The organism is Bradyrhizobium sp. USDA 4506, assembly GCF_054058795.1.
Genome location: NZ_JBSSBM010000002.1, coordinates 8,636,533 through 8,655,850 on the forward strand (window position 1 = coordinate 8,636,533; position 19,318 = coordinate 8,655,850).

Sequence of the window (19,318 nt, forward strand, 5' to 3'; positions counted from 1 at the left end):
CCGTTCTCTCCTGCGGGCCCGGCGCCACTTGTGCGACGAACTCTCCGATCTCACGCTCGAAAACTTTGTGCCAATCGCAAGAAGTTCATAAGCAACACGTGACCTTGCTCGGTAAGTACAGATTCCGGGTGGAACTGTACGCCATAGGTTGGTTGATGCCGATGTGCCAAAGCCATGATCTCACCGTCGTTGGAACGGGCTGTCACCATGAGATGCGATGTCCCTGACTCCTCCAGTTCGACCGCCAGAGAATGGTAGCGTCCCACAGAAAGTGGAGACGGGAGTTGCCTGAACAGGCCGCGACCGTCATGTGTTACGTGTGAGGCCTGTCCGTGCATGGGGCGCCGCGCACGCGCCACCCGTCCGCCGAATACGCTCCCGATACACTGGTGCCCGAGACAGATGCCAAGTATCGGGACATGACCTGAAAGTTCGCGCGCGACCGTAGCGGATATACCGGCCTCCATTGGCGTGCAGGGACCGGGAGATATGACGATTGCACGCGGCTGGAGTCCGACAAGATCGGTGACGCTGATTGCGTCATTCCGGACCACCTTCGTCTCTGCACCAAGCTTGCGGAAATAGCGCGCAATATTGAACGCGAAGGAGTCGTAATTGTCGATGATGAAGATCAAAATGCACCGGACGGATCGGCGCCAAAGGCTTCGAAGACTCGCTGTGCCTTGGCAAGCGTCTCCTCATATTCGGCTTCAGGATTCGACATTGCCGTTATTGCACCCCCTGCATGGAACACAGCCAGATCGTCGTCGATCATCACGGTGCGGATCGCAATGTTGGTGTCCATGTGTCCGTTGAATCCGATAAAGCCGATCGACCCGCAATAGACCTCTCGCGCTACTTTCTCGATGTCAGAAATGATTTCCATTGCTCGCACCTTTGGAACTCCGGTCACGGAGCCGCCCGGAAAGCAGGCGCGGAGCAGACTGAGAGCGTCCTGGTCTGCAGCAAGTGCGCCCCTGACGACCGAGACAAGATGGTGCACCGAGGCATAGGATTCGAGGTTGCATAGTGCTGTAACCTCGACCGAATTGTCTGTACAAACGCGCGACAGATCGTTGCGCAGCAGGTCGACGATCATGATGTTCTCGGCGCGGTCCTTTTCGGACGCGACAAGGATTTCGGCGCGGCGCCGATCTTCCCCGGAATCCGCGGAACGCGCGATTGTTCCCTTGATGGGGCGCGTTTCGACCTGTCGTCCCTCAAGTTTCAGAAATCGCTCAGGAGAGCTCGATGCGATCGTCAGCCTGTCGTAGCGCAACAGGGCTGCAAACGGTGCCGGGTTCGATGACCGGAGCTGACAATAGAAGGTGACAGGATCGAACAGGGGCGACACTCTGGCACTGAAGCATTGCGCGATGTTCGCCTGGAATATATCCCCGGCCAGAATCAACTCGCCGACGCGCCGGACCGCCGCTATGAAGCCTTCCCGGCTAAAGTTCGAATGCCATGCGCCCGCCCTGCCAGGGATGATCATCCGCGGCAATCTTGGCCTGGCAAGCAGCGCCGCAAACTCCTCGGCGCGACGACGCGCACGCTCGGTTCGCCGGGCGGCGTCCTGCTCCGGCCATCCGGTCGAGACGATCCAGCACCGGTGGTCGCGATGATCGAAGCTGACCACCACGTCATAGAAATGTACAATCGATTGGGGCAACCGGAGACCGGGAATCGACGGCGCCGGCAACCGCTCCAGCGTTCGGTTCAGATCGTAAGCAAGGAAGCCGGCAGCACCGCCCTGGAACGGCGGGAGATCGGGACGATGCGCTTGCCGGTATCTGTCGAGAAGGTCGCGGAGGACTGTCCATGGATCGCCGGTACACGCCTCTTCATTCCAGCTTGCCTGTCCATCGGCGACCAAATACGTGCTGAACGGTTCGCAGGTAAGATACGAGTAACGCCCGAGCAGCTCATGTGCTGCCGCGCTATCGAGAAAGGTAAGATGCGGACGATGCGCCAGGCATCGCAGCGCCTTGACAGGCTCAATCCACGGCAATTCGCGGACGTGCATTGCGCTATCGGGTGCCGACGATCAGCAGGCTGTGAAGCCGGCTCCGATCGTAGCCCCGTCCTGAAGGGTCGTTTTCGTCCGGCACGTACGAAACCTCAAGGCTGATGATCAAGCTAACCACCGCGAGCTGGTCGGTTGCGACGAGCAATCTGGCTTATTCCTGCCGTTCCGGCGAAACGCACATCTGCTGACAGTTCGTAGTCTGCGGCAAAGCGCAGTTCCCGAAGTGGCCGGACGCATCGGATGGCTTCTCGATACAGATCGTGCGTTTTGTACGCAGCGAGTTCCGTCTCGCTGTCGAACTCGCCATACACCACGATGTCGATCTCATTGCCGAGCTGATCGCCTTTGCGGTTGCACGCAATTTCGAGCCGGCGTGCATATGGGATCGAGGTGAGAACCGACAGACCTTCGACGATTTGGTCGATATGGGACTTATCCCTGGCTGTGAAGAAGACGATGTGACGGATCATGGTGACCGCAAGCGTGACGCCGTAACTGGGCCGCGTTCTTATATCTGGATCAAGCCCAACGCAATGCTCTAATGGCGATGGCAGCAGGAGTGATGTTCGATGCCTTGCGATCATTCAGCCTTGCAGCAGAATTTTGCAGAAGTTCTGCTTGAGCAGATGCGGGAGTTTCGCTCTGGCCAAAAGTTTGAACGTGGCGTACGAACAGGTAGACGTTGATCGACGCGGCGCTCCCGTCAGTTGTAAAATCAGGCGATAATCGTGATCGCTGGCGCTCGTCAACGCTGGTATACGCCATCGCGAATACCATTCGATGATTTGCAGGCTGTCATCGATGCTGGCTGGCAAGGAGTGATGTCATTGCTCCAGGGGCCAACCAGGACTCCATGAAAGATGAGGCTGGCGACAACCTCTTGATGATCATCTGGGCTGTGTCTGCTTCGATCAACGCGAGCCAGATGTCTGGAACGGCCGGCGGTTGGGGTTCGGCGCCGTACTGGGCAGCGACAACTCCGAATTGATAATTCTCGACTATGTCATCCCCTGTGTTGAAGTTGATCGGGAGGCTGGCAACGACGGATGTTTCGACCGCAGAGCGTTCATCGCCGGAGCTTCGATAACGGACCATGCCGGTAAGCAAGCGCGCGTATCAAAACCCACGGGCCGCCGAGGATCTGCCGCTCACTGCGCGCCCGTTACGATTGTGGGTGACGTCCGCGGGCTTAATAGATCGCGGCGATAGTCGCGCCGGAGCTTCCAGGAACCCCGGTATTGTCCGTTTGCATGGTGGCAGCCCGGATCATGCGTCCAAAAGCGTAGCCGGCTCTTCGCGGGGAGAACAGTGCAGAAGCCGACGGAGAGTCAGGCGCTGTAGCTTTCGGCCGGCGCGATTGCGGTCCTCGTCGGCGACTTGCTTGTGAACAGCCGCAAGCGCGGTCAGTCCGGCGAAGCGCGGCTGCTTGGGCGGCAACCGCAAAGAGCGAAATCCCGAAGCAGAAAGCTTCGGCTTTCCTTTGGGCGGAGACGATCTGTTCGTTAGCAGGATCGCCGTGATGGCCTTGGCGAGAGCCAACCCGCCCGGTGCCTCCGAGGTACGCAAACTCGAGAACGCGCAAATCGCATCGTTGCGGCGGTCGATCAACGTTTTCCGGGCAAGACGATCGGACTATTCCAGTGGATACGGCTGAACGCAGTTACCAATCGTGGAGTCGCGGTTCGAATCGTACCGTTTTGCATCTATAGGGATACACTTTGCCGAATGTGAATGGCGTCGTCCGATCCGGACAGTATTTGTGCGCCTAAAACAATCCTGACCTGCCACAACGCACGAAGTCCAACTCGGAGAAGGTGATCGCATGCGCGGCAAGCTTCTTTGGTTCAGCGCCCCGGTTGCCCATGCGACTGAGGCCCTTCAATGGGCCGCGAAAATGAAGGATATCTTGCCTGAACAGTGCAGCCGCTACCTGGCCCGGGCGAGGGAAGAAACGCGCTGAGCAGCCTATTGCTCAATTCGCCGGGGAGATCGGATGTTCACCGCACGCCCATCCCGATGGCCAGTCTTTCACAAGGGAAAGCGGCTCTCTCGACCCGCGCGCCAATTTGGAAACTGACATCGAGTATCGTGGAGAATGAGGTGCGTACAATGCTGGATACCCTGGTCGAGGGGACCGGAGGTCAAGCTCGATGAGCCGGCAGCGGATTGTGGTTACAGGTACAGGCACCGGCGTCGGAAAGACGGTTTTCTGCGCGGGGCTGGTCAATCTCATCGGCGCGAAGTTCTGGAAACCAGTTCAAGCCGGGCTCGAAGGAGAGACGGACACCGACTGCGTCGCCCGGCTTGGCGGTCTCAGCTCCGATCGCATCGTGCCCGAGCGTTACCGTCTGCAAACCGCCGTCTCTTCACACTGTTCCGAGGAGATTGACGAGGTTCGCATCCACACGGATTCGCTGGACGTGCCGGATACCGGGGGGCAGCCACTCGTGATCGAGGGGACCGGCGGATTGATGGAACCCTTGAATTGCGGCGCGCTCTACATCGACGTTTTCGAAAAATGGCGCCTTCCTGTCGTTCTCTGCGCCAGCACGACTCCGGGCACGATCAACTATTCACTGCTGTCCATAGAAGTTCTTCGAAGACGCCAGATCGACATTCTCGGAATCGCCTTTGTTGGCGAAAAGAATCCAGGTGCCGTGAGGGCAATTTGCGAGGTTGGCCGGGTGCGGTGGTTGGGGCGACTGCCGTGGATTGCTCCTTTGTCGGCAGACACGCTGCATGCCGCTTTCAAGGCATCCTTCCGCTGCGATGATTTCAAGCCATGACGCCCCGTGCTGTCCGGGCGGTCAACCGGCAAGACGCAGCAGGTGCAGGGGTCCCGGCGAACGGTCGTTCACTTTGCGCCCTGCGGCGACTGACGCCAGCTGTGACGCTGGAGTCTGCGCCGAATATTCGTTCCGGGACCGCTGTCCTACCGGATGCGCTGATCGCATAGCCGGGGACAACGGGACTGGTTGGCTTGCGGTCGGGATGCAACCCTTGGTAAATGGCGCCGGTGGTCCGGCCGTCGGGGGATAAATGTTCAGATCGCTGTTCGTTGCCCTGTGCGCGGTTGCGCTGACGAGTGTCTCGCTCTGCTCAACGACGAAAGCCCAACAGCACGCGGCTGCAGTCAATGGCCCGATACCGGCGGACCAGAGTCCAGCGCCCGCAGCCCCTCCTGGAGCCGCGGCGTCTCCGGCAGCTGTCACGCCCGGCGACCCTCAAAAGCAGTGCGTCAAGCCCGGCGAATTTGCCGTCGAGCTCCGGTCCGGCCGTAATCCGATTGGCGCTTCCATCGTGCTCGCCACGAATTTTCTGCCTACAAACCAGCGCGTGGACATTGGTGTGCGTGCGCCCTTCGTCGACGGAACCCGATACTTTGCCGGAATCGACTATGGCGATCAGGACTATATTTTCAAGCGGCAGGACGTTGTCACGCGCCGCGCGACAGAGTCCGATCTATTGGTGCAGAAGCATCTGCTCGAGCCTGATCAGACAATTGTTACGCTGAACATGGCCGATGATCTGGCCTGGTTCTGGAGCAAGGTCGATCTGTATCTTTACACGTGCAACAGTCCAGTCGGCCAATCTCCCTGGCGGGTCTCGTCCGTGAGCGTCAGGCTCAGTCCGTACTGGCTCAGCATCTTCTCGGTATTCTTGGAAATTATCGTCCTTTATCTCTGGATTGCGTTTGCGCTTCGCAAGCAGGATCACACGTTCGGATCGTTTCTGCGCGCATTGAATCCTGCCCAGGTCTCCGCAGGGCCTGACGGCAAGGGCAGTCTTTCGACTTTCCAGACACTCGCCTTCTCGCTGGCCGTCGCTGCCCTGATAACACTGCTGCTGTTGCAGACAGGGACCCTGGTAGACCTCTCGGGCTCGATCCTGGGGCTGCTTGGAATCAGCGGCATCGGAGCCACGATCGCCAAGGGTACGGATAGTCAGCGCAATATGCTGTCAGCTGACAACCGGGCATGGCTACTGAGACATGGCTGGATTCCGATGGCCAGGACTGTCGTGGATCCATCGAACGCGACGTGGCGGGACTTCTTTACCACCGACGGCGTCTTTGACGTGTATCGCTATCAGAGTTTCATATTTGGTCTGGTCGTCATTGGCGGTCTGATCGCCGCGGGCGTCAGTCAGTTGTCGACATTCGCCGTTCCGAATACGATTCTCGGCATCGTTGGTCTCAGCCAGGTTGTCTACATCGGCGGAAAGCTGGTGACGCCCACCAACATCTCCGAGCTTAACGCCGCCATCGCAGGCCTTCGCTCCGACGAGCAAAAACTCAAGGCCACCGTGGTCGCAAAAAATCAGGGACAGGTGGCAAGCCTCGCTGAAGCTATTCCGCTGATCGGCAAGGACGCCTACGACGCATTCCGGCAGAAGGCGAGGGATATTGCCGCGATCTTCACAGATGCGACCGGCATAGTCATTGCGGATTCATCGCTCGAGCCGCTCGTGACCCAGGGAGACTGAACGTGGCCAGGAACATCCTGTTGTTCGCTGACGGAACCGGAAACGAAGGCGGTCTGTTGCCGGACGAGAGCCGAACCAACGTCTATAAACTGTACCGGGCGACGCGGACAGGCCCCGACTCGATCATCGACCCCGGGAAGCAGTTGGCACTCTATGTTCCGGGGATAGGGACGCCGGCGCCAGGATATAACAGCCGCTGGCGCCGGCTCAAGGAAACAGTCCAGCAGATGTTCGGCTTCGGTATCACCAGGAAGATCATCGATTGCTACACGGCGATCATCGGCGTGTGGGAGCCGGGGGATCGCATCTATCTCTTCGGCTTCAGCCGGGGTGCCTACACTGCGAGGTGCCTTGCCCATGTACTGGAACTCTGCGGCGTTCCAAGGAAGGAGCGGAGCGGCGAAGCTATCAGCCTCGATCCGAAATCGTTGCGGCGGGTCGCCAAGGAGGCCGTCGCCTGCATCTATCGGCTCGGAATGCCGCGCAAAGCGACGGACGCGGCCAGGCGAGCGGAGCAGTTCCGGTCGGCGTACAAATCGGAAGTCGGACGCGCCGCCGGTGCTTCCGCCTACTTCATCGGGATATGGGATGCAGTTGCGGCGATCGGCTGGCAGCGCATCTTTCCCGACTGGACGTACGACCGGCATTTCCCTTCCGATGTCCAGTACGCGCGGCACCTGCAATCGATCGACGAAGGTCGAAAAGATTTCAAGCGTGTGCCATGGGGAGGGAGCGGAACTGTTACATGGCCTGACAGGCAGGACGAGCCCGAGCAATTCGACCAGATCTGGTTCGCTGGCAATCACGCCGATATAGGCGGAAGCTATCCCGAAAATGAGTCGCGTCTGTCGGACATCACGCTCGCCTGGATGGTGGAGTTCATTACCGAACAAATTCCAGAAGCCGGCTGCGTCCTTGTCGACAGGAGTCTTCTGCGGCTCTATCCATCAGCCGATGGAATGATGCACGATGAATGCATGGTCGGAATGGGCGGAACCGCGCTGCATTGGTCCAGGGCGGCCCGTGAAGTCCCGGACACCGCGCAGCTTCACGGTACGGTCTACGAACGGCTTGCCATGAAATCTGTGCGCAACTACACGAGCTTCGGCCCGTACAGACCGCTTGCCCTGCAGAAGCATCTCAAGGCGAAGAAATACTTCGAAGATGACGTAAGCCGCGACGAAAGCTCCGCTGCAGCATCGCCGTAGGATCGGCTCCGTTATCGCGACCGCAAGGGGCTGCGCGAGCGATCGAAGGTCTGACTGCACAGCTGCGCCTGTTCCTCAAAAGCGCCGGCGGAAGCGATTCCCGAAAGGCTTAGCCGATACAAAGCAGCGGCAAATCCGGATCCCTGGGTGAGGGGGATCTGGCTAGCGCGGCAAGCCGCGCGAGATGATCTCGAACCAATATGGGTATAAGAATAAGGCGGCTGTCAGGGCGGCCGGTTAATGCCGATGCTGGCTCCTGGACGCGCGGCGAACGCTTAGCCTCCTCACACGCAGATTGGCGTCATGTCTGCTTGTTCGCGGTCAATCGTGGCAGGAAGATCTGCGTTCAAAGCTCGAGAAGCATCATTACGACCGGCCAGCCAAGAGGATGGCGCATTGATCTGTCGCCATCCAGCGCGGCTACACTTTGGCGCGGCGAAGTTAGCTCGAGTGACGCCCCGCGAACCTACACTGGCAACAAGCGCGCCTGGTGCCCAGACCAGATGACCCCAGCGAGGTTGGTGAGGGCAGAGGACCCTCGTCGTCGTATGGTCTCTGATCTTCATGAATCTCCGGCTCGCTTTACGCGGGCTCATAGAGCCAGGATTTTGTTACCCTCCTGGGGGCTGGACCAACGCCGTCCCGCGCCTATTTCAAGCGAGCCGCGTTGCCGTTTGCAACCGAGCCTGGCTCGTCCTGGCTATTGTCCAGGTTTTCCGAGTGCCTCCCCGATAGTTGGCCGCGGCAACGGCACCATCAGGGATCGGGAGTCGTCGACCAGTTGCTCTTCTTCCTGGGTATCATCCGGACGCCGGCGCCGCCTCTTTGCGATGAGGCTGACAAGCATGAGCACGAGGCCAGCAGCTATCATGAAAACCGGTATGACTTTCGCCCAATCGAAGACCAAGCTTTCTCACGGCTATTGTTCTCTTGCGACAAGCGTACTCCGTGGCGCCAACGACTGCCAGAGCCTTCGACGAGCCTGACATTCCACTCCGACATCATCGGTTCGGTTGCGGTCGAGGTGGCGGAAAAGAAAGGCCGAGGCGAGGGGGGCAAACGCTGAGGCAGAGCAACAATCGCCTCCTGATTACAGACCCGAGCCCCACTTCGCCGCCGCAGCTTTGGATACCGGAATGGAGGCGAGCTTAATCTGGCCTCTTGCGGGGTAGTCCGGGATCGTCCGGGTAACCTGCACCCTGTATTTTGCCGCTGATCGAAAATCGATCTGCCTCGCTTGTCGTCCGAGAGCCGGCCCGGGTGCAGTCCGGCATTGGCGGCAACAGCGCAACGTCCTGCCGGATAGTCTGCAAATGGCACACTGTCGCCGGTCAGTTGGTCTGTTGGGTATCCGTTCGGGGAATTGAACTCATCATGCGGTGGCCCATGCGCGTAAGGCTCCGGAACGATGGATGGGTAACCGCAAGGACGTCGCGCGACCGGCTGTCGACGGAGGCTCGCAGAGGTGTCAGCTACCGATGTTGGTAGTTTCAAAGTACAAGTCTCCATGTACTTTGAGTGCATCAAGATCTGGAGGCAAAAGTTCCGGGAAAAGGAAAGAGTTCTATGTCCGCTGCTGGTGGCAGGCGGAAAACCTCAAACAACGGACTTATGAGCATTTGGCGTCGCCGGAATCGATGGCAAGGCAGATCGTCAAACGCATCCGATGGCCGGCTATGACGCATCAGAGACACCGGTTGAGGAGCGCATCAATAGAATCCAGGAAAATCCCGGTGATCGAATCCGGGCAAATCCTGATGAGGACGCGGTCGTCGGGTTGAATTCGTCCGGAATGTCCTGCCAGCACGAATAATCGAGGTCACCGACAGCAGCTATTGACCCGCCAGGATCGCGGAGCGCCATCCTCTTCAGTCGAGACACATCTGTTCATGCCGCGTCACCTTCCCGCAAGCCCTGCCGAAGTTTTCCGTGCTTCTGTCCGAACACGCGCAGCCGTACAATGCGCGGCATGGTTACGTCTCTGGGATCGTCCGCTTCGGGATGTCGCAACCGATCTGGAAGAAATGAAATTCGCCGACATGGCGTACTGGTTCTACAAAAGCGCAAGGCCGATCATAAAATCAGAAAGAAACGTGCCTGAAATCCTGTTTCTTCACGACAGATCCGTTGTGAAGTTGCCGGACGAGTTCAGTAGCGATACCTCGGTGACGCTGAGCGCATCGGGTGATTTGATTCAGGCAGATGGCCTCGAATCCTCCAGGGATTTCCTTTTTGAAAGTGTTGCTTCTGCCCTGTTTGATGCCGACATTTCATTTGCGAACTATGAATCGCCTGTAGCAGATGAGGAGGTTGTAAGAAGAGCCATAGGTGACGGACGAACGGCGATGATGTGTTGCTCGTTCGCTCAATATTCCGCGTTGACCGGACATCGGCGCAGGCATTTTACCGTTCTTAACGCTGCCAACAATCACATACTGGATCTGGGAATAGAGGGTGTTGAAGCTACCCGGAGAGCGATGGCCCAAACCGGGATCATTGACATCGGTGCTCCCCGTCACCCCGGGGAATACGGGCGGGCAAACATTCTTGTCAAGAATCAAGTCACGATCGGATTCGTATCGGCCACATTTGGACTCAATGCTCATCAGCTGCCCGAGGGCGAAAAGTTTCGGGTGCACACGGCCAAACTCTTGTCCCGGTACGTCCCAACGGACCTGGCGTTGCTCAAAATGCAAATCGAGGACTGCAAGAAGCAAGGTTGTGATTTCATCATTGCATCAATTCATTGGGGCTACGAGTTTGAGTTTTTTCCACGTTACAGACAAATCGAGGCCGCTCATTCGTTGATTGAGGAGGGAGTGGACCTGATCTTGGGGCATCACCCTCACGTTATTCAGCCACTTGAATATTATCGGACCAAGAGGGATCCGGACCGGATTGGTGTGATCGCCTACTCTTTGGGCAGCTTGACGTGGGGATGGTATACCGCGCCGCATCTCGTCTTGAGTATGATCCTGAACATTCGGTTGTCGAAGGGAAGCAGAAATGGCGCCCGGAGCACATATATCGAGAGCATCAAGCCCATCCCGGTATTTCGCAGCATTTGCTGTCGGGACAAAAAAGCACTTATGCGCATTGAAAAGCTGGAAGACCATCTTGATGAATGTACATCTTCTCCTTCAGCGGCACCGATCGACCAAATGAAAGACTATGTTGATCTGGTTTTTGGAAGCCAGATGAAGTCTCTCTCATAGAGTTGCTCGAGTGCCTGATTGATCTTTCTGCGCGAGCGATCACCAGGCCGAAGCGTCCATATATCGCCGAAAATACAGTGTCTTTCGGCCTCGAGCTTCGCTGCAAGCCAATTCGACGGGCGATGATTTAACAATGAGGATTTTGTCACGGGACTCCTTCCCGGCTGTCTCGCCGTAGGCAATCGCCGGCGGAAATGGATTGGCGAGATCAGCGGGAATCGGGCCTGACCTCGCATCGCTTTCTCGACGGCACCGGTGACGATTGCCTCCAGTACAGGTGTGCTCCGAGACCAGCGCCTCTGGTGGGCCTTCTCGATATCCGGATATCTGCGCCGGAAGCGCGTTCAGGTCGCCCGCTCAAGTATGTCGCCCGGTGGCTGCAGCGAGGGCCAATGATCTCAGCAAGAATACTCTTCCCTGAAGTGAGACGCGCAGATGTAACGAGTAAGTGCCGCTTTGGCCGAAGGCGGTCGTCTCTCTCTTGCTCCCTCGCCATCTTCGATATCAGGGACGCAAAACCGGATCGCAAATAGTGCTTTGCTTGCAGGATGGTCGGACCATCGACTCGCGAGTGGCGCCGTTTATTACGCCATCGGGGTATTCGGAAGAACGCTTCAAAGCGCACCCTGAACTCGCGCCCCGCAAGGTCCGCGCCAGATCCTGGAATTCAACGTGGGACAAAATCGAAAAGCTCATAGGTGACACGATCAGCCTACAGGCCCATTGTTGGCCAAACAAGCAACGAATCGTACTATTTTCCTCGCTTCGAAGCTTCGCGCGAAGCAAAATCCGCGGCAGTTGTCGCGTTTGTGCGCGTCGCTGCGCGACCATCTCCTGACGGTCGACCGGCTACAGTCGCAGCTGACTCGTCGAGGATGTACCGGGCAGACGACCTATGCCGGTAGTAGTGGGGGCATCGGATCCCATGACGCGCCATGCTCTCTCATGATAGCTTCAATTATCGCACGCTCGCTCCGGAAGGCGTGCCGATCGACTTCAACAAACTGGTCTTGGCCAACGCGGTCGAACACCGCATAACATATTTGGCCGTTGTTATGTCGCGCTCGGTAGGCGATCCCATCCACCTCCGGGTCGGCGGCGTAGATCGCAGCGGCAAACTGTCGTGGGTCGGTGTAGTTATCGCCAGCGCAGATGTCGGCGGTCACCCCATGATGAATCAGCCCTTCATCATAGATCTTAGCCAGGCGCAGCTCGCGCTTGCAGTTGAGTACTGTCCAGCCGCGCGCGTCGACGAACGGCCGACCGATGATCCGCTTGGCCTGGCGTAAGACCGTCTCGACGAACGCGCCTGTCAATTGCTCGGCGCAATAGAGCGTCCTGAACTCTCCCCCAGGGGCATCAAATCGATAGGCTGGCGGCGCTCCGGGGGCGGGCCCGAACCACAAAGCGCCCTTGTCAATGTGGTGGACCCGCACGATCTGCCGACCGGCTGGTAAGGCCACCTTCAAAACGCCGTTGGGAAGTGCGTAAGCCGGCACGGTTGCACTCCCTCACGCCTCATCAAGGCTGAGATAGGCGCGCGCTGCACGAACGGCGACATCCTGTTCACCCGCTTTCAGCGCCTCAAGCGGCGTTCGGCCCAAGTTCGGATCAATCTGGATCAGGAACTGCAGTGCAGACCAACGGCCTGCGCCTGAATTGTCGAACAGGCGCACGACATCGGAGAGCCCATCCACGATCTTGAGTTTTCCAGAGGTTGTGACGAACTGCGCCTCGGGCACTACCAATTCAGAGCCGTACATCAACCCGAGTGCGGTCGCCAGTCCAATGCGCTTATGTAGCGCCTGGCGAGAGACGCCCAGCCGTTTGGCTGCTTCGGTGAGCGACAACGATTCGCCGGCTTTCTCCAGTAGCTCCGTCTGGACGGCCTCGACGCGCAACTGATCCTCGGCGGCTACGTCGCCAGATGCGTCCGTCTCAAGATCGCTCGCCAGATCTATGGCTGCCTTGAGTTGGTCGGCAACGAGATCGAGGTGGCGGGTGAGTTCGTGAAATGCACGAGGTCTATCATTGATGAACAGATCGAGCAGTTGGCTCTCAGCCGGCGTGATTTCGCTGAGCGTTCTGAACGCGCACGTCGTCAGCGCCTCCACTTCTGCCGGTGGCGTCCAATGATGCAACAACGCCCGCTTCAGATCGCGATAGCGATTGAACGTTGAGTTGACCAGGTGGCTGTACCAGATGCTGACACCGCGCTTTGGCCTGACAAAATTGCGGGCGGCGGTGAGCTGAAAGTCCAACACTTGCGCTTTGTCGAACGCGACGTAGATGCAAAAGGACGCGTACTCGACACGATGTGAAAAGCGCGCCACTGAAGCAACGTCGCTGCGCTCGCGCTCGAGGATGTAGAGTAGATCGGCGTCGAATTTGGATGAATGTTGCGGTGCCGCGAATGGGGGCAGTCGCGGCCAGTCTCCCGCCATTATCTCTGACACGCTACCGGAGTTTATCAGAAATTGACCCGGCTCATGGGTGTGCGCCGCGCGCAGCAACAGGTAGCGTAATGGCTGATCAAGAAGTGAGCCGATGCGAGGCGCTACCGTGCCAGCTCCAGTCACTGAATCCTTCGGTTCATTGGATGCCATATCTGCCTCCGACCAGGTTCCGTCTTGGATGGATCGGAAAGGGTTGATAGATGGGTTGATATTGGGCGAAATCTCGTTGATGTCAACCTTATGCCGAGATTTTACTGATAGTTTCAGCCTATTTTCGCGTATCTTCACTGATTGTGGCGGTTTCAACATCTGTTGAAAGCGCGTCATCTGCTGAAAGTTTCTTTGACAGAGTTTCACTTAAATGATATTTTCAACGTATGTTGAAATACCCTGATTCATTGAAGGATACGGAAGACCGCGCCGTCCGGGCGCTTCGCGCCCTCTTGGAAAATGTGCCAGCCATCCAGGTGGAAAGCATCAAGGCTACCGGACCGCGGGATCCGGGGTTCGACATCGTGGCCGAACTCATCATAGGCGGACGGCAGCACCGGTTAATCTGCGAGGTCAAATCCGTCGGGCAGCCACGTTACGTCCACGGCGCGATCTTCAAACTTCGGCGCGCAATGGAACATTTTGATCCGTCAGCAACGCCGGTCTTCATCGCTCCATACCTATCGCCTGAGTCTCAGGCATTGTGCAGGGAGTACGACGTAGGTTTTGTCGACCTTGCTGGCAACGCGAGGCTCGCATTCGATACGATTTATATCGAGCGGCAGGTCGATGCGAAGCCAGCCGCGGTGCAGCGCGGACTGAAATCGATCTTCAAGCCGAAGTCCGCGCAGATTTTGCGGGTGCTTCTTCGTGCTCCCTTTCAGTCCTGGCGTGTCGTCGACCTCGCGGAAGCCTCCGATGTCAGTCTCGGCCTCGTAAGTAATGTACGTACTGAACTCATCGATCGGGAGTGGGCCGAAGTCACCGAAGACGGTATGCGTCTTCTGCAACCACGCGCGCTTCTGGATGCTTGGCGTGAGGTCTACGAAGCGCCGGCGGGCGAGCGGCTGAACTTTTACACGACGCTTCATGGGAAAGCGCTGGAGAAATCGTCGCGCGACGTGCTGAGCCCTGACCCGGACAAGAAACGCGCCGTTTTCGCCTCTTTCTCGGCGGCTCATTGGCTGGCGCCTTACGGACGAGTGCCGACCCAATATTTCTATGCAGAATCCGCTGCAATCGAGCGCCTCCGCGATGCACTCAAGCTGTCGCCCGCTGCGTCAGGGGCGAACGTCGTGATCACAGTGCCAAAGGAGGAGGGGCCGTTTCTCGACATCGTTCAGCCCGCTCCGGGAGCCGTCTGCACCAGCCCGGTGCAAACCTATCTCGATCTCGCCATCGCAGGAGAACGAGGAGAGGAAGCCGCGGAACATCTCAGAACGGAGCTCCTGTCATGGCAAAAGTAGTCCAGCTCGAGCCGCAGTCGGCGGCCGACTACGAGGACCGCACGACCAGAGCGGTGAAGGGCGTTCTCATCGAGATCGGACAGGTCCTCGGCAGCTTCAAGGGCAAATTCGCTGTCATAGGAGGCGCGGTGCCGTGGCTACTCATCAACAATGAGGAGATGCCACATGTCGGAACGCTCGATGTCGATCTCGGGCTCGATGCCGAAGCTCTCGGTGACGGCGAATACGCGACTCTGGTCGAAGCTCTTATGGGGCAAGGCTACAAGAAGCGGGAAGAACTCAGACGATTCCAACTTGTCCGCGAAGTCCCGGTCAATGATGGCGGCGGGCCGATCGACGTCGTGGTCGATTTCTTGATGCCACGGCATGCGCAGATTGTGAAAAACGATCCTCCCTTCCTCAACGACTTCGCAGTTCAGCGGGCGGACGGTGCCGATCTTGCCATGCAGTTCTATCAGTTCGTCGCGATATCAGGAGACATGCCGGAAGGCGGCACGAATCGCGTCGAGGTGGCGGTCTGCTCGATCCCGGCCTTGCTCGCTATGAAAGGCCACGCCCTTAACGGCCGCCACAAGCAGAAGGATGCATACGACATCTACTACTGCATCCGGAACTATCCCGAAGGCATCGAAGCGTTGGCCGAGGCCAGCAAACCGGTCCTTGCTCACGAGAGCGGAGCGCAGGGCTATCAGTATATTGCTGCCAAGTTCGATGTGCCCGGCGGGTACGGCGCAACCTGTGTTCGCAAGTTCGTTTCCGAAACGTCCATCCTGGATGGCCGTTCAGAGGAGCAGTGGCAACAGGACGCCTTCGGTCAGGTCGATGCCTGGCTACGCGCCCTTGGACTGCGATAACAGAGCGCGACCACCCCAGCGGCCCGGAGTGGGAAGGCCCGCCTTGTCATCGCGGCGGCAGGATCAACGACGTGTAAGCAAATGTTTTCACCGCTACCTGGACCCTGGCAGGCTGATCGTCATTCATGAGCAATTCGCTCCTGGCGCAGCCGATCGCCGCACCAATCAAGCAATTGATCCGTGCCTTATGGTTTCCGCGGGCTGCAGCGGGTATGCACCGATGGTTTGAACGCAGATTACGCGCATCATCCTCCTTGATCCCGTGAAAGACGCGTAGGTTATGTCCGGATTCCCGGGATGTGGCTCTCGGCAGGAGCCTCTGGTGCGCTTCAGGTTCAGTCGCGGAGTTCCTCGTACGGGCTGTGATACGATTTCGGCGACAAATCCGCCGTCTCCTGCCCTTTGGCGCGAGCCGCGCGCCAGTGCCTGTCCGACGGCCGGCTCGGCACGGATGGTCATGGAAACGAGATTGTCGCGCATTGTGTCCTCAAGCCTGAAGATGCGTTATGCTGGAGGCCCTGGGGGGCACCAAGATCCTTTGATAGTGATGCCGCCGTGCCACCCGCAGCCTGTGCCAAGTTTGTTCACCCTGACGTGGGGATAGTGGATTCCGGTAGCCTTGGGGCTTGCTGGAAAATCGCGACTCGATCAACCTGACCGATCGGGATCTGCCCTGCGCGGGTAGACCCGGTTTGCCGCCATCGGCATCCCTTCTGTGATCCGGCCGCAAGACCGGAGGCTCAATCACGCGGGCTCCCGCGTCGAGGGAGCGAGCCTGCGGGCCGTACGTCCCGCGCAACAGAAAGGACCGCGTCATGGCAAGTGGCACCAGTCGGAAGCCGGTTTTTGTAAACGCGTATCTCCGGAGGCGTTTCGGAAAGTTGGAACACGTGTGTTCTCACTTCCGATCGCTACCCGGTCAACTGTCCTTCGACTTTTGACGCGGGAGGCATCGGTCTCCCCGCGTCCGCCGATGGCGGCATTTGCTGGCTTGCCCTTTGGCCGGGCTCTTATAGTCGCGTTGAGAGCGTCCGGGACGCGTTGGACCCGAACTACGCCTGCTCAAGGACCTTCTTGATTAAGGACTTTTCGCAATGGCCAAGGATACCATCAGGATCATCAAGCTCGACGAAGCTCGCCGGCAACTCCGAACAGCCATCACTCTTTGGTTCAATGGCGGTGACCCCGTGGCCATCCACACGCTCGCGTTTGGGGCCTATGAAATCCTGCACCATCTGAGCGAGAAGCGAGACCCATCCAGGCGCGACCTGATCTTCGGTACGCTCACGGTCAGGGACCAATTTCGACGCGACTGGAATCAAAGGGTGCGGAAGGAAGCCAATTTCTTCAAGCATGCGGACAGAGACGGCGACTCAGTCATCGAGTTCAATCCGGCATTCACGGAACACTTCATCCTTTTTGCAATCGTGGCCCGCCGACTTTGCGGGGAGCCGGAAGCGATGAAGAAGCCGCATTCCTCCGGTGGATGCATGTCAATCGGCCGCAAATCCTGGCAGGGCGGGGGAAGGACGTCGTCGCGAACGGCATCCCAATGGACGATGTCGAATTCCTCCGGAGGCTGCCGAAGAACGAGTTTCTCGCCTCCTTTTTGCAGGTGCCACCAACGCGCTGGCGCAGCGTTTCGAAGTCCTCCTCGACTAGTGCCTCAGCCAATTCGTGCCGGCTGAGGCCGGGATGTTGCCATGACGCCGGCTATCGAACTGGGGCGCCGAACGATTGCGACGGAGTCGAGCGCGAACTCGCCTGGTCGCGGCAAACGAATGCTTCTGCGTTCTCATCCACTCGCTGCGACGTGCTCTGCTGCAGCTTCATCCCGGGCCATCTCCCGCAAAGCACTACGAATAATCTTGCCCGTTGTTGTCAGGGGAATCTCATCAATGAAGCGTACAACACGCGGATATTCATGCGCCGCCAGGCGTGATTTGACGAAATTTGCAATGTCGTCAGCCAATGCATCTGATCCGACATATCCATCCTTGAGTACGACATATGCGGCAACAACCGCCCCCCGCAGCGGATCCGGCCTGGCGACCACGCCGGCAAGGCGGACAGCCTGGTGGGCGAGCAGGCAATCCTCGACTTCTGCAGGCCCAATCCTGTAGCCGGCGGAGCCAATGACATCGTCATTGCGCCCAACAAAGTGAAGCCGGCCCTCAGCATCGCGTACCCCCAGGTCACCCGTGAGAAGCCATTTCCCGCCCGGCCCTTCCACGAACTTTTCGCGGGTCGCTTCGGGATTTTGCCAATAGCCGAGGAACATCACGGGGTCGGGGGACAAGATCGCAAGCGCGCCCTCCGTCCCATCGGGCTGGCGAATGCCGGTCGCAGCATCGATTACACCGACAACGTGGCCAGGTACAGGCCGGCCCATTCTGCCCGGCAAAGGGGGCTCCAGCGCTGCACAGGAAGAAACCACCATGTTGCACTCGGTCTGACCGTAGAATTCGTTGATCGTGACCCCAAGCCTCGCACGCCCCCATTCGATCAATTCTGCACCAAGCGGTTCGCCGCCGCTTGCCACCGTGCGAAGGCGCACCTCAGGCGTCCGGGTCTCGGGCAAGAGCTTCATCATCTTCAAGGCGGTGGGAGGCAAAAAGACGTTGCGTATCCGGCAGGTCCTGATCAGGTCGAAAGCCGCCTCTGCGGTGAATTTCGTAAACCGACAGGCGACAACCGGAATGCCATGATGAAGCGCCGGCATGAGCACATCGAGCAGACCACCAATCCATGCCCAGTCTGCAGGAGTCCAGAAACGATCTCCGTCCCTGGGGAGAAACTCGTGGCTGATTTCGACCCCCGGAAGATGTCCCAACAGAACCCTGTGGGCATGAAGCGCACCTTTGGGGTTGCCTGTGGTGCCTGACGTGTAAATCAGAATTGCCGGATCATCCGCGCGTGTCGACACAGGTTCGAACACATCTGATTCTGCCGCGCAAAGTGCAGCCAGGCTGCTGGCCGGTCCGATCGCGCCATCGACGCAGATGATCAGCTTCAATGCGGGGAGCTGTTGAAGAAGAGGTTTTATTCGCTCGACGCCCGGGGCGTCTGTCACGATTGCCCTTGCGCCGGAATCTGCCAGGCGGTGCAGAAGGGCATCGGGTCCAAACAGGGTAAATAGCGGGATCGAGATGCACGCGAGTTTTGCGAGCGCAACATGCGCCACTGCTGTCTCGAAGCGCTGGGGGAGCATAACGCCGACCCGATCGCCCAATTCTCCGGCACGCCGGCCGATGCCGCGCGCGCGCAATGCGTTGGCCAGCCGGTTGGAGAATGCCTTCAGCTCGGCGAAGCTGTATTCGCGAGTGGATTTTCCAGGCTCCACGTCAATGATCGCCAATCGACCGGGTTCTTTATCGGCCCACCTGTCGCATATATCCGCACCGATATTGTAGTAATCGGGGATATTCCACCGAAACCCGGCCCGAACCTCGTCGAACGTTTTTCCCTTTTTCAGCATTACCTGTCCTCAGTTGCTCGTTTGAGAAGGCCGCCATCCCTGGACTTGAGCTCCGGGCGATATGCATCCTTCGGCCAGCTTGTGCCCTTCGTCATGTTTTCGACGACGGCTTCATTGTCCCGGCGTCTGTCAGGAG

Annotated in this window: 15 protein-coding genes; 8 read left to right on the forward strand and 7 right to left on the reverse strand. The window is 58.5% G+C overall.

Features of this window, described 5'->3' with window-relative positions; translation table 11 throughout:
• Positions 1 to 50: 50 nt before the first annotated feature.
• The 4 genes from ACVIHF_RS42800 to ACVIHF_RS42815 form a co-directional block, all read right to left on the reverse strand.
• Positions 51 to 635 carry an anthranilate synthase component II gene (locus tag ACVIHF_RS42800; RefSeq protein WP_456793928.1) on the reverse strand — a complete coding sequence of 195 codons (585 nt, stop codon included), beginning with the start codon at positions 633 to 635 and terminating at the stop codon, positions 51 to 53.
• Positions 632 to 2,026 carry an aminodeoxychorismate synthase component I gene (gene pabB, locus ACVIHF_RS42805; RefSeq protein WP_456793929.1) on the reverse strand — a complete coding sequence of 465 codons (1,395 nt, stop codon included), beginning with the start codon at positions 2,024 to 2,026 and terminating at the stop codon, positions 632 to 634. The genes ACVIHF_RS42800 and pabB overlap by 4 nt, the downstream gene beginning before the upstream one ends.
• A gap of 113 nt (positions 2,027 to 2,139) precedes the next feature.
• On the reverse strand, positions 2,140 to 2,499 hold the full coding sequence (locus tag ACVIHF_RS42810; protein ID WP_456793930.1) for a Dabb family protein: 360 nt from the start codon (positions 2,497 to 2,499) through the stop codon (positions 2,140 to 2,142).
• Positions 2,500 to 2,548: 49 nt separating this feature from the next.
• Complete coding sequence (locus tag ACVIHF_RS42815; RefSeq protein WP_456793931.1) at positions 2,549 to 2,794, reverse strand: hypothetical protein; 246 nt, start codon at positions 2,792 to 2,794, stop codon at positions 2,549 to 2,551.
• Between the two features lie 661 nt (positions 2,795 to 3,455).
• On the opposite strand from ACVIHF_RS42815, the gene ACVIHF_RS42820 reads away from it, so the two are divergent.
• The 5 genes from ACVIHF_RS42820 to ACVIHF_RS42840 all read left to right on the forward strand — a co-directional run bounded on the left by ACVIHF_RS42820 (position 3,456) and on the right by ACVIHF_RS42840 (position 10,937).
• Positions 3,456 to 3,683: a hypothetical protein gene (locus ACVIHF_RS42820; protein WP_456793933.1), complete on the forward strand. Its 228-nt coding sequence runs from the start codon at positions 3,456 to 3,458 to the stop codon at positions 3,681 to 3,683.
• A 496-nt stretch (positions 3,684 to 4,179) separates the two neighbouring features.
• Positions 4,180 to 4,815 (forward strand): dethiobiotin synthase, encoded by a 636-nt coding sequence (locus ACVIHF_RS42825; RefSeq protein ID WP_456793934.1) that lies wholly within the window; start codon positions 4,180 to 4,182, stop codon positions 4,813 to 4,815.
• A 253-nt stretch (positions 4,816 to 5,068) separates the two neighbouring features.
• Positions 5,069 to 6,514, forward strand: a complete 1,446-nt coding sequence (locus ACVIHF_RS42830) for a hypothetical protein (RefSeq protein ID WP_456793935.1) — start codon at positions 5,069 to 5,071, stop codon at positions 6,512 to 6,514.
• A gap of 2 nt (positions 6,515 to 6,516) precedes the next feature.
• Positions 6,517 to 7,722, forward strand: coding sequence for a DUF2235 domain-containing protein (locus ACVIHF_RS42835; RefSeq protein ID WP_456793936.1), 1,206 nt, complete (start codon positions 6,517 to 6,519; stop codon positions 7,720 to 7,722).
• A gap of 1,889 nt (positions 7,723 to 9,611) precedes the next feature.
• Complete coding sequence (locus ACVIHF_RS42840; RefSeq protein ID WP_456793937.1) at positions 9,612 to 10,937, forward strand: CapA family protein; 1,326 nt, start codon at positions 9,612 to 9,614, stop codon at positions 10,935 to 10,937.
• A gap of 893 nt (positions 10,938 to 11,830) precedes the next feature.
• Here the strand turns inward: ACVIHF_RS42840 and ACVIHF_RS42845 are convergent.
• Positions 11,831 to 12,436 (reverse strand): RES family NAD+ phosphorylase, encoded by a 606-nt coding sequence (locus ACVIHF_RS42845; RefSeq protein ID WP_456793938.1) that lies wholly within the window; start codon positions 12,434 to 12,436, stop codon positions 11,831 to 11,833.
• A gap of 12 nt (positions 12,437 to 12,448) precedes the next feature.
• Positions 12,449 to 13,543 (reverse strand): hypothetical protein, encoded by a 1,095-nt coding sequence (locus tag ACVIHF_RS42850; RefSeq protein ID WP_456793939.1) that lies wholly within the window; start codon positions 13,541 to 13,543, stop codon positions 12,449 to 12,451.
• Positions 13,544 to 13,770: 227 nt separating this feature from the next.
• On the opposite strand from ACVIHF_RS42850, the gene ACVIHF_RS42855 reads away from it, so the two are divergent.
• The 3 genes from ACVIHF_RS42855 (at position 13,771) to ACVIHF_RS42865 (ending at position 17,392) form a co-directional block, all read left to right on the forward strand.
• On the forward strand, positions 13,771 to 14,850 hold the full coding sequence (locus tag ACVIHF_RS42855; protein WP_456793940.1) for a type IV toxin-antitoxin system AbiEi family antitoxin: 1,080 nt from the start codon (positions 13,771 to 13,773) through the stop codon (positions 14,848 to 14,850).
• Positions 14,838 to 15,704 (forward strand): nucleotidyl transferase AbiEii/AbiGii toxin family protein, encoded by an 867-nt coding sequence (locus ACVIHF_RS42860; protein ID WP_456793941.1) that lies wholly within the window; start codon positions 14,838 to 14,840, stop codon positions 15,702 to 15,704. The genes ACVIHF_RS42855 and ACVIHF_RS42860 overlap by 13 nt, the downstream gene beginning before the upstream one ends.
• A 1,094-nt stretch (positions 15,705 to 16,798) precedes the next feature.
• Positions 16,799 to 17,392, forward strand: a complete 594-nt coding sequence (locus ACVIHF_RS42865; RefSeq protein ID WP_456793942.1) for a hypothetical protein — start codon at positions 16,799 to 16,801, stop codon at positions 17,390 to 17,392.
• 107 nt (positions 17,393 to 17,499) lie between these two features.
• On the opposite strand, the gene ACVIHF_RS42870 is transcribed toward ACVIHF_RS42865, so the two are convergent.
• On the reverse strand, positions 17,500 to 19,182 hold the full coding sequence (locus ACVIHF_RS42870) for an AMP-binding protein (RefSeq protein WP_456793943.1): 1,683 nt from the start codon (positions 19,180 to 19,182) through the stop codon (positions 17,500 to 17,502).
• Positions 19,183 to 19,318 lie beyond the last annotated feature (136 nt).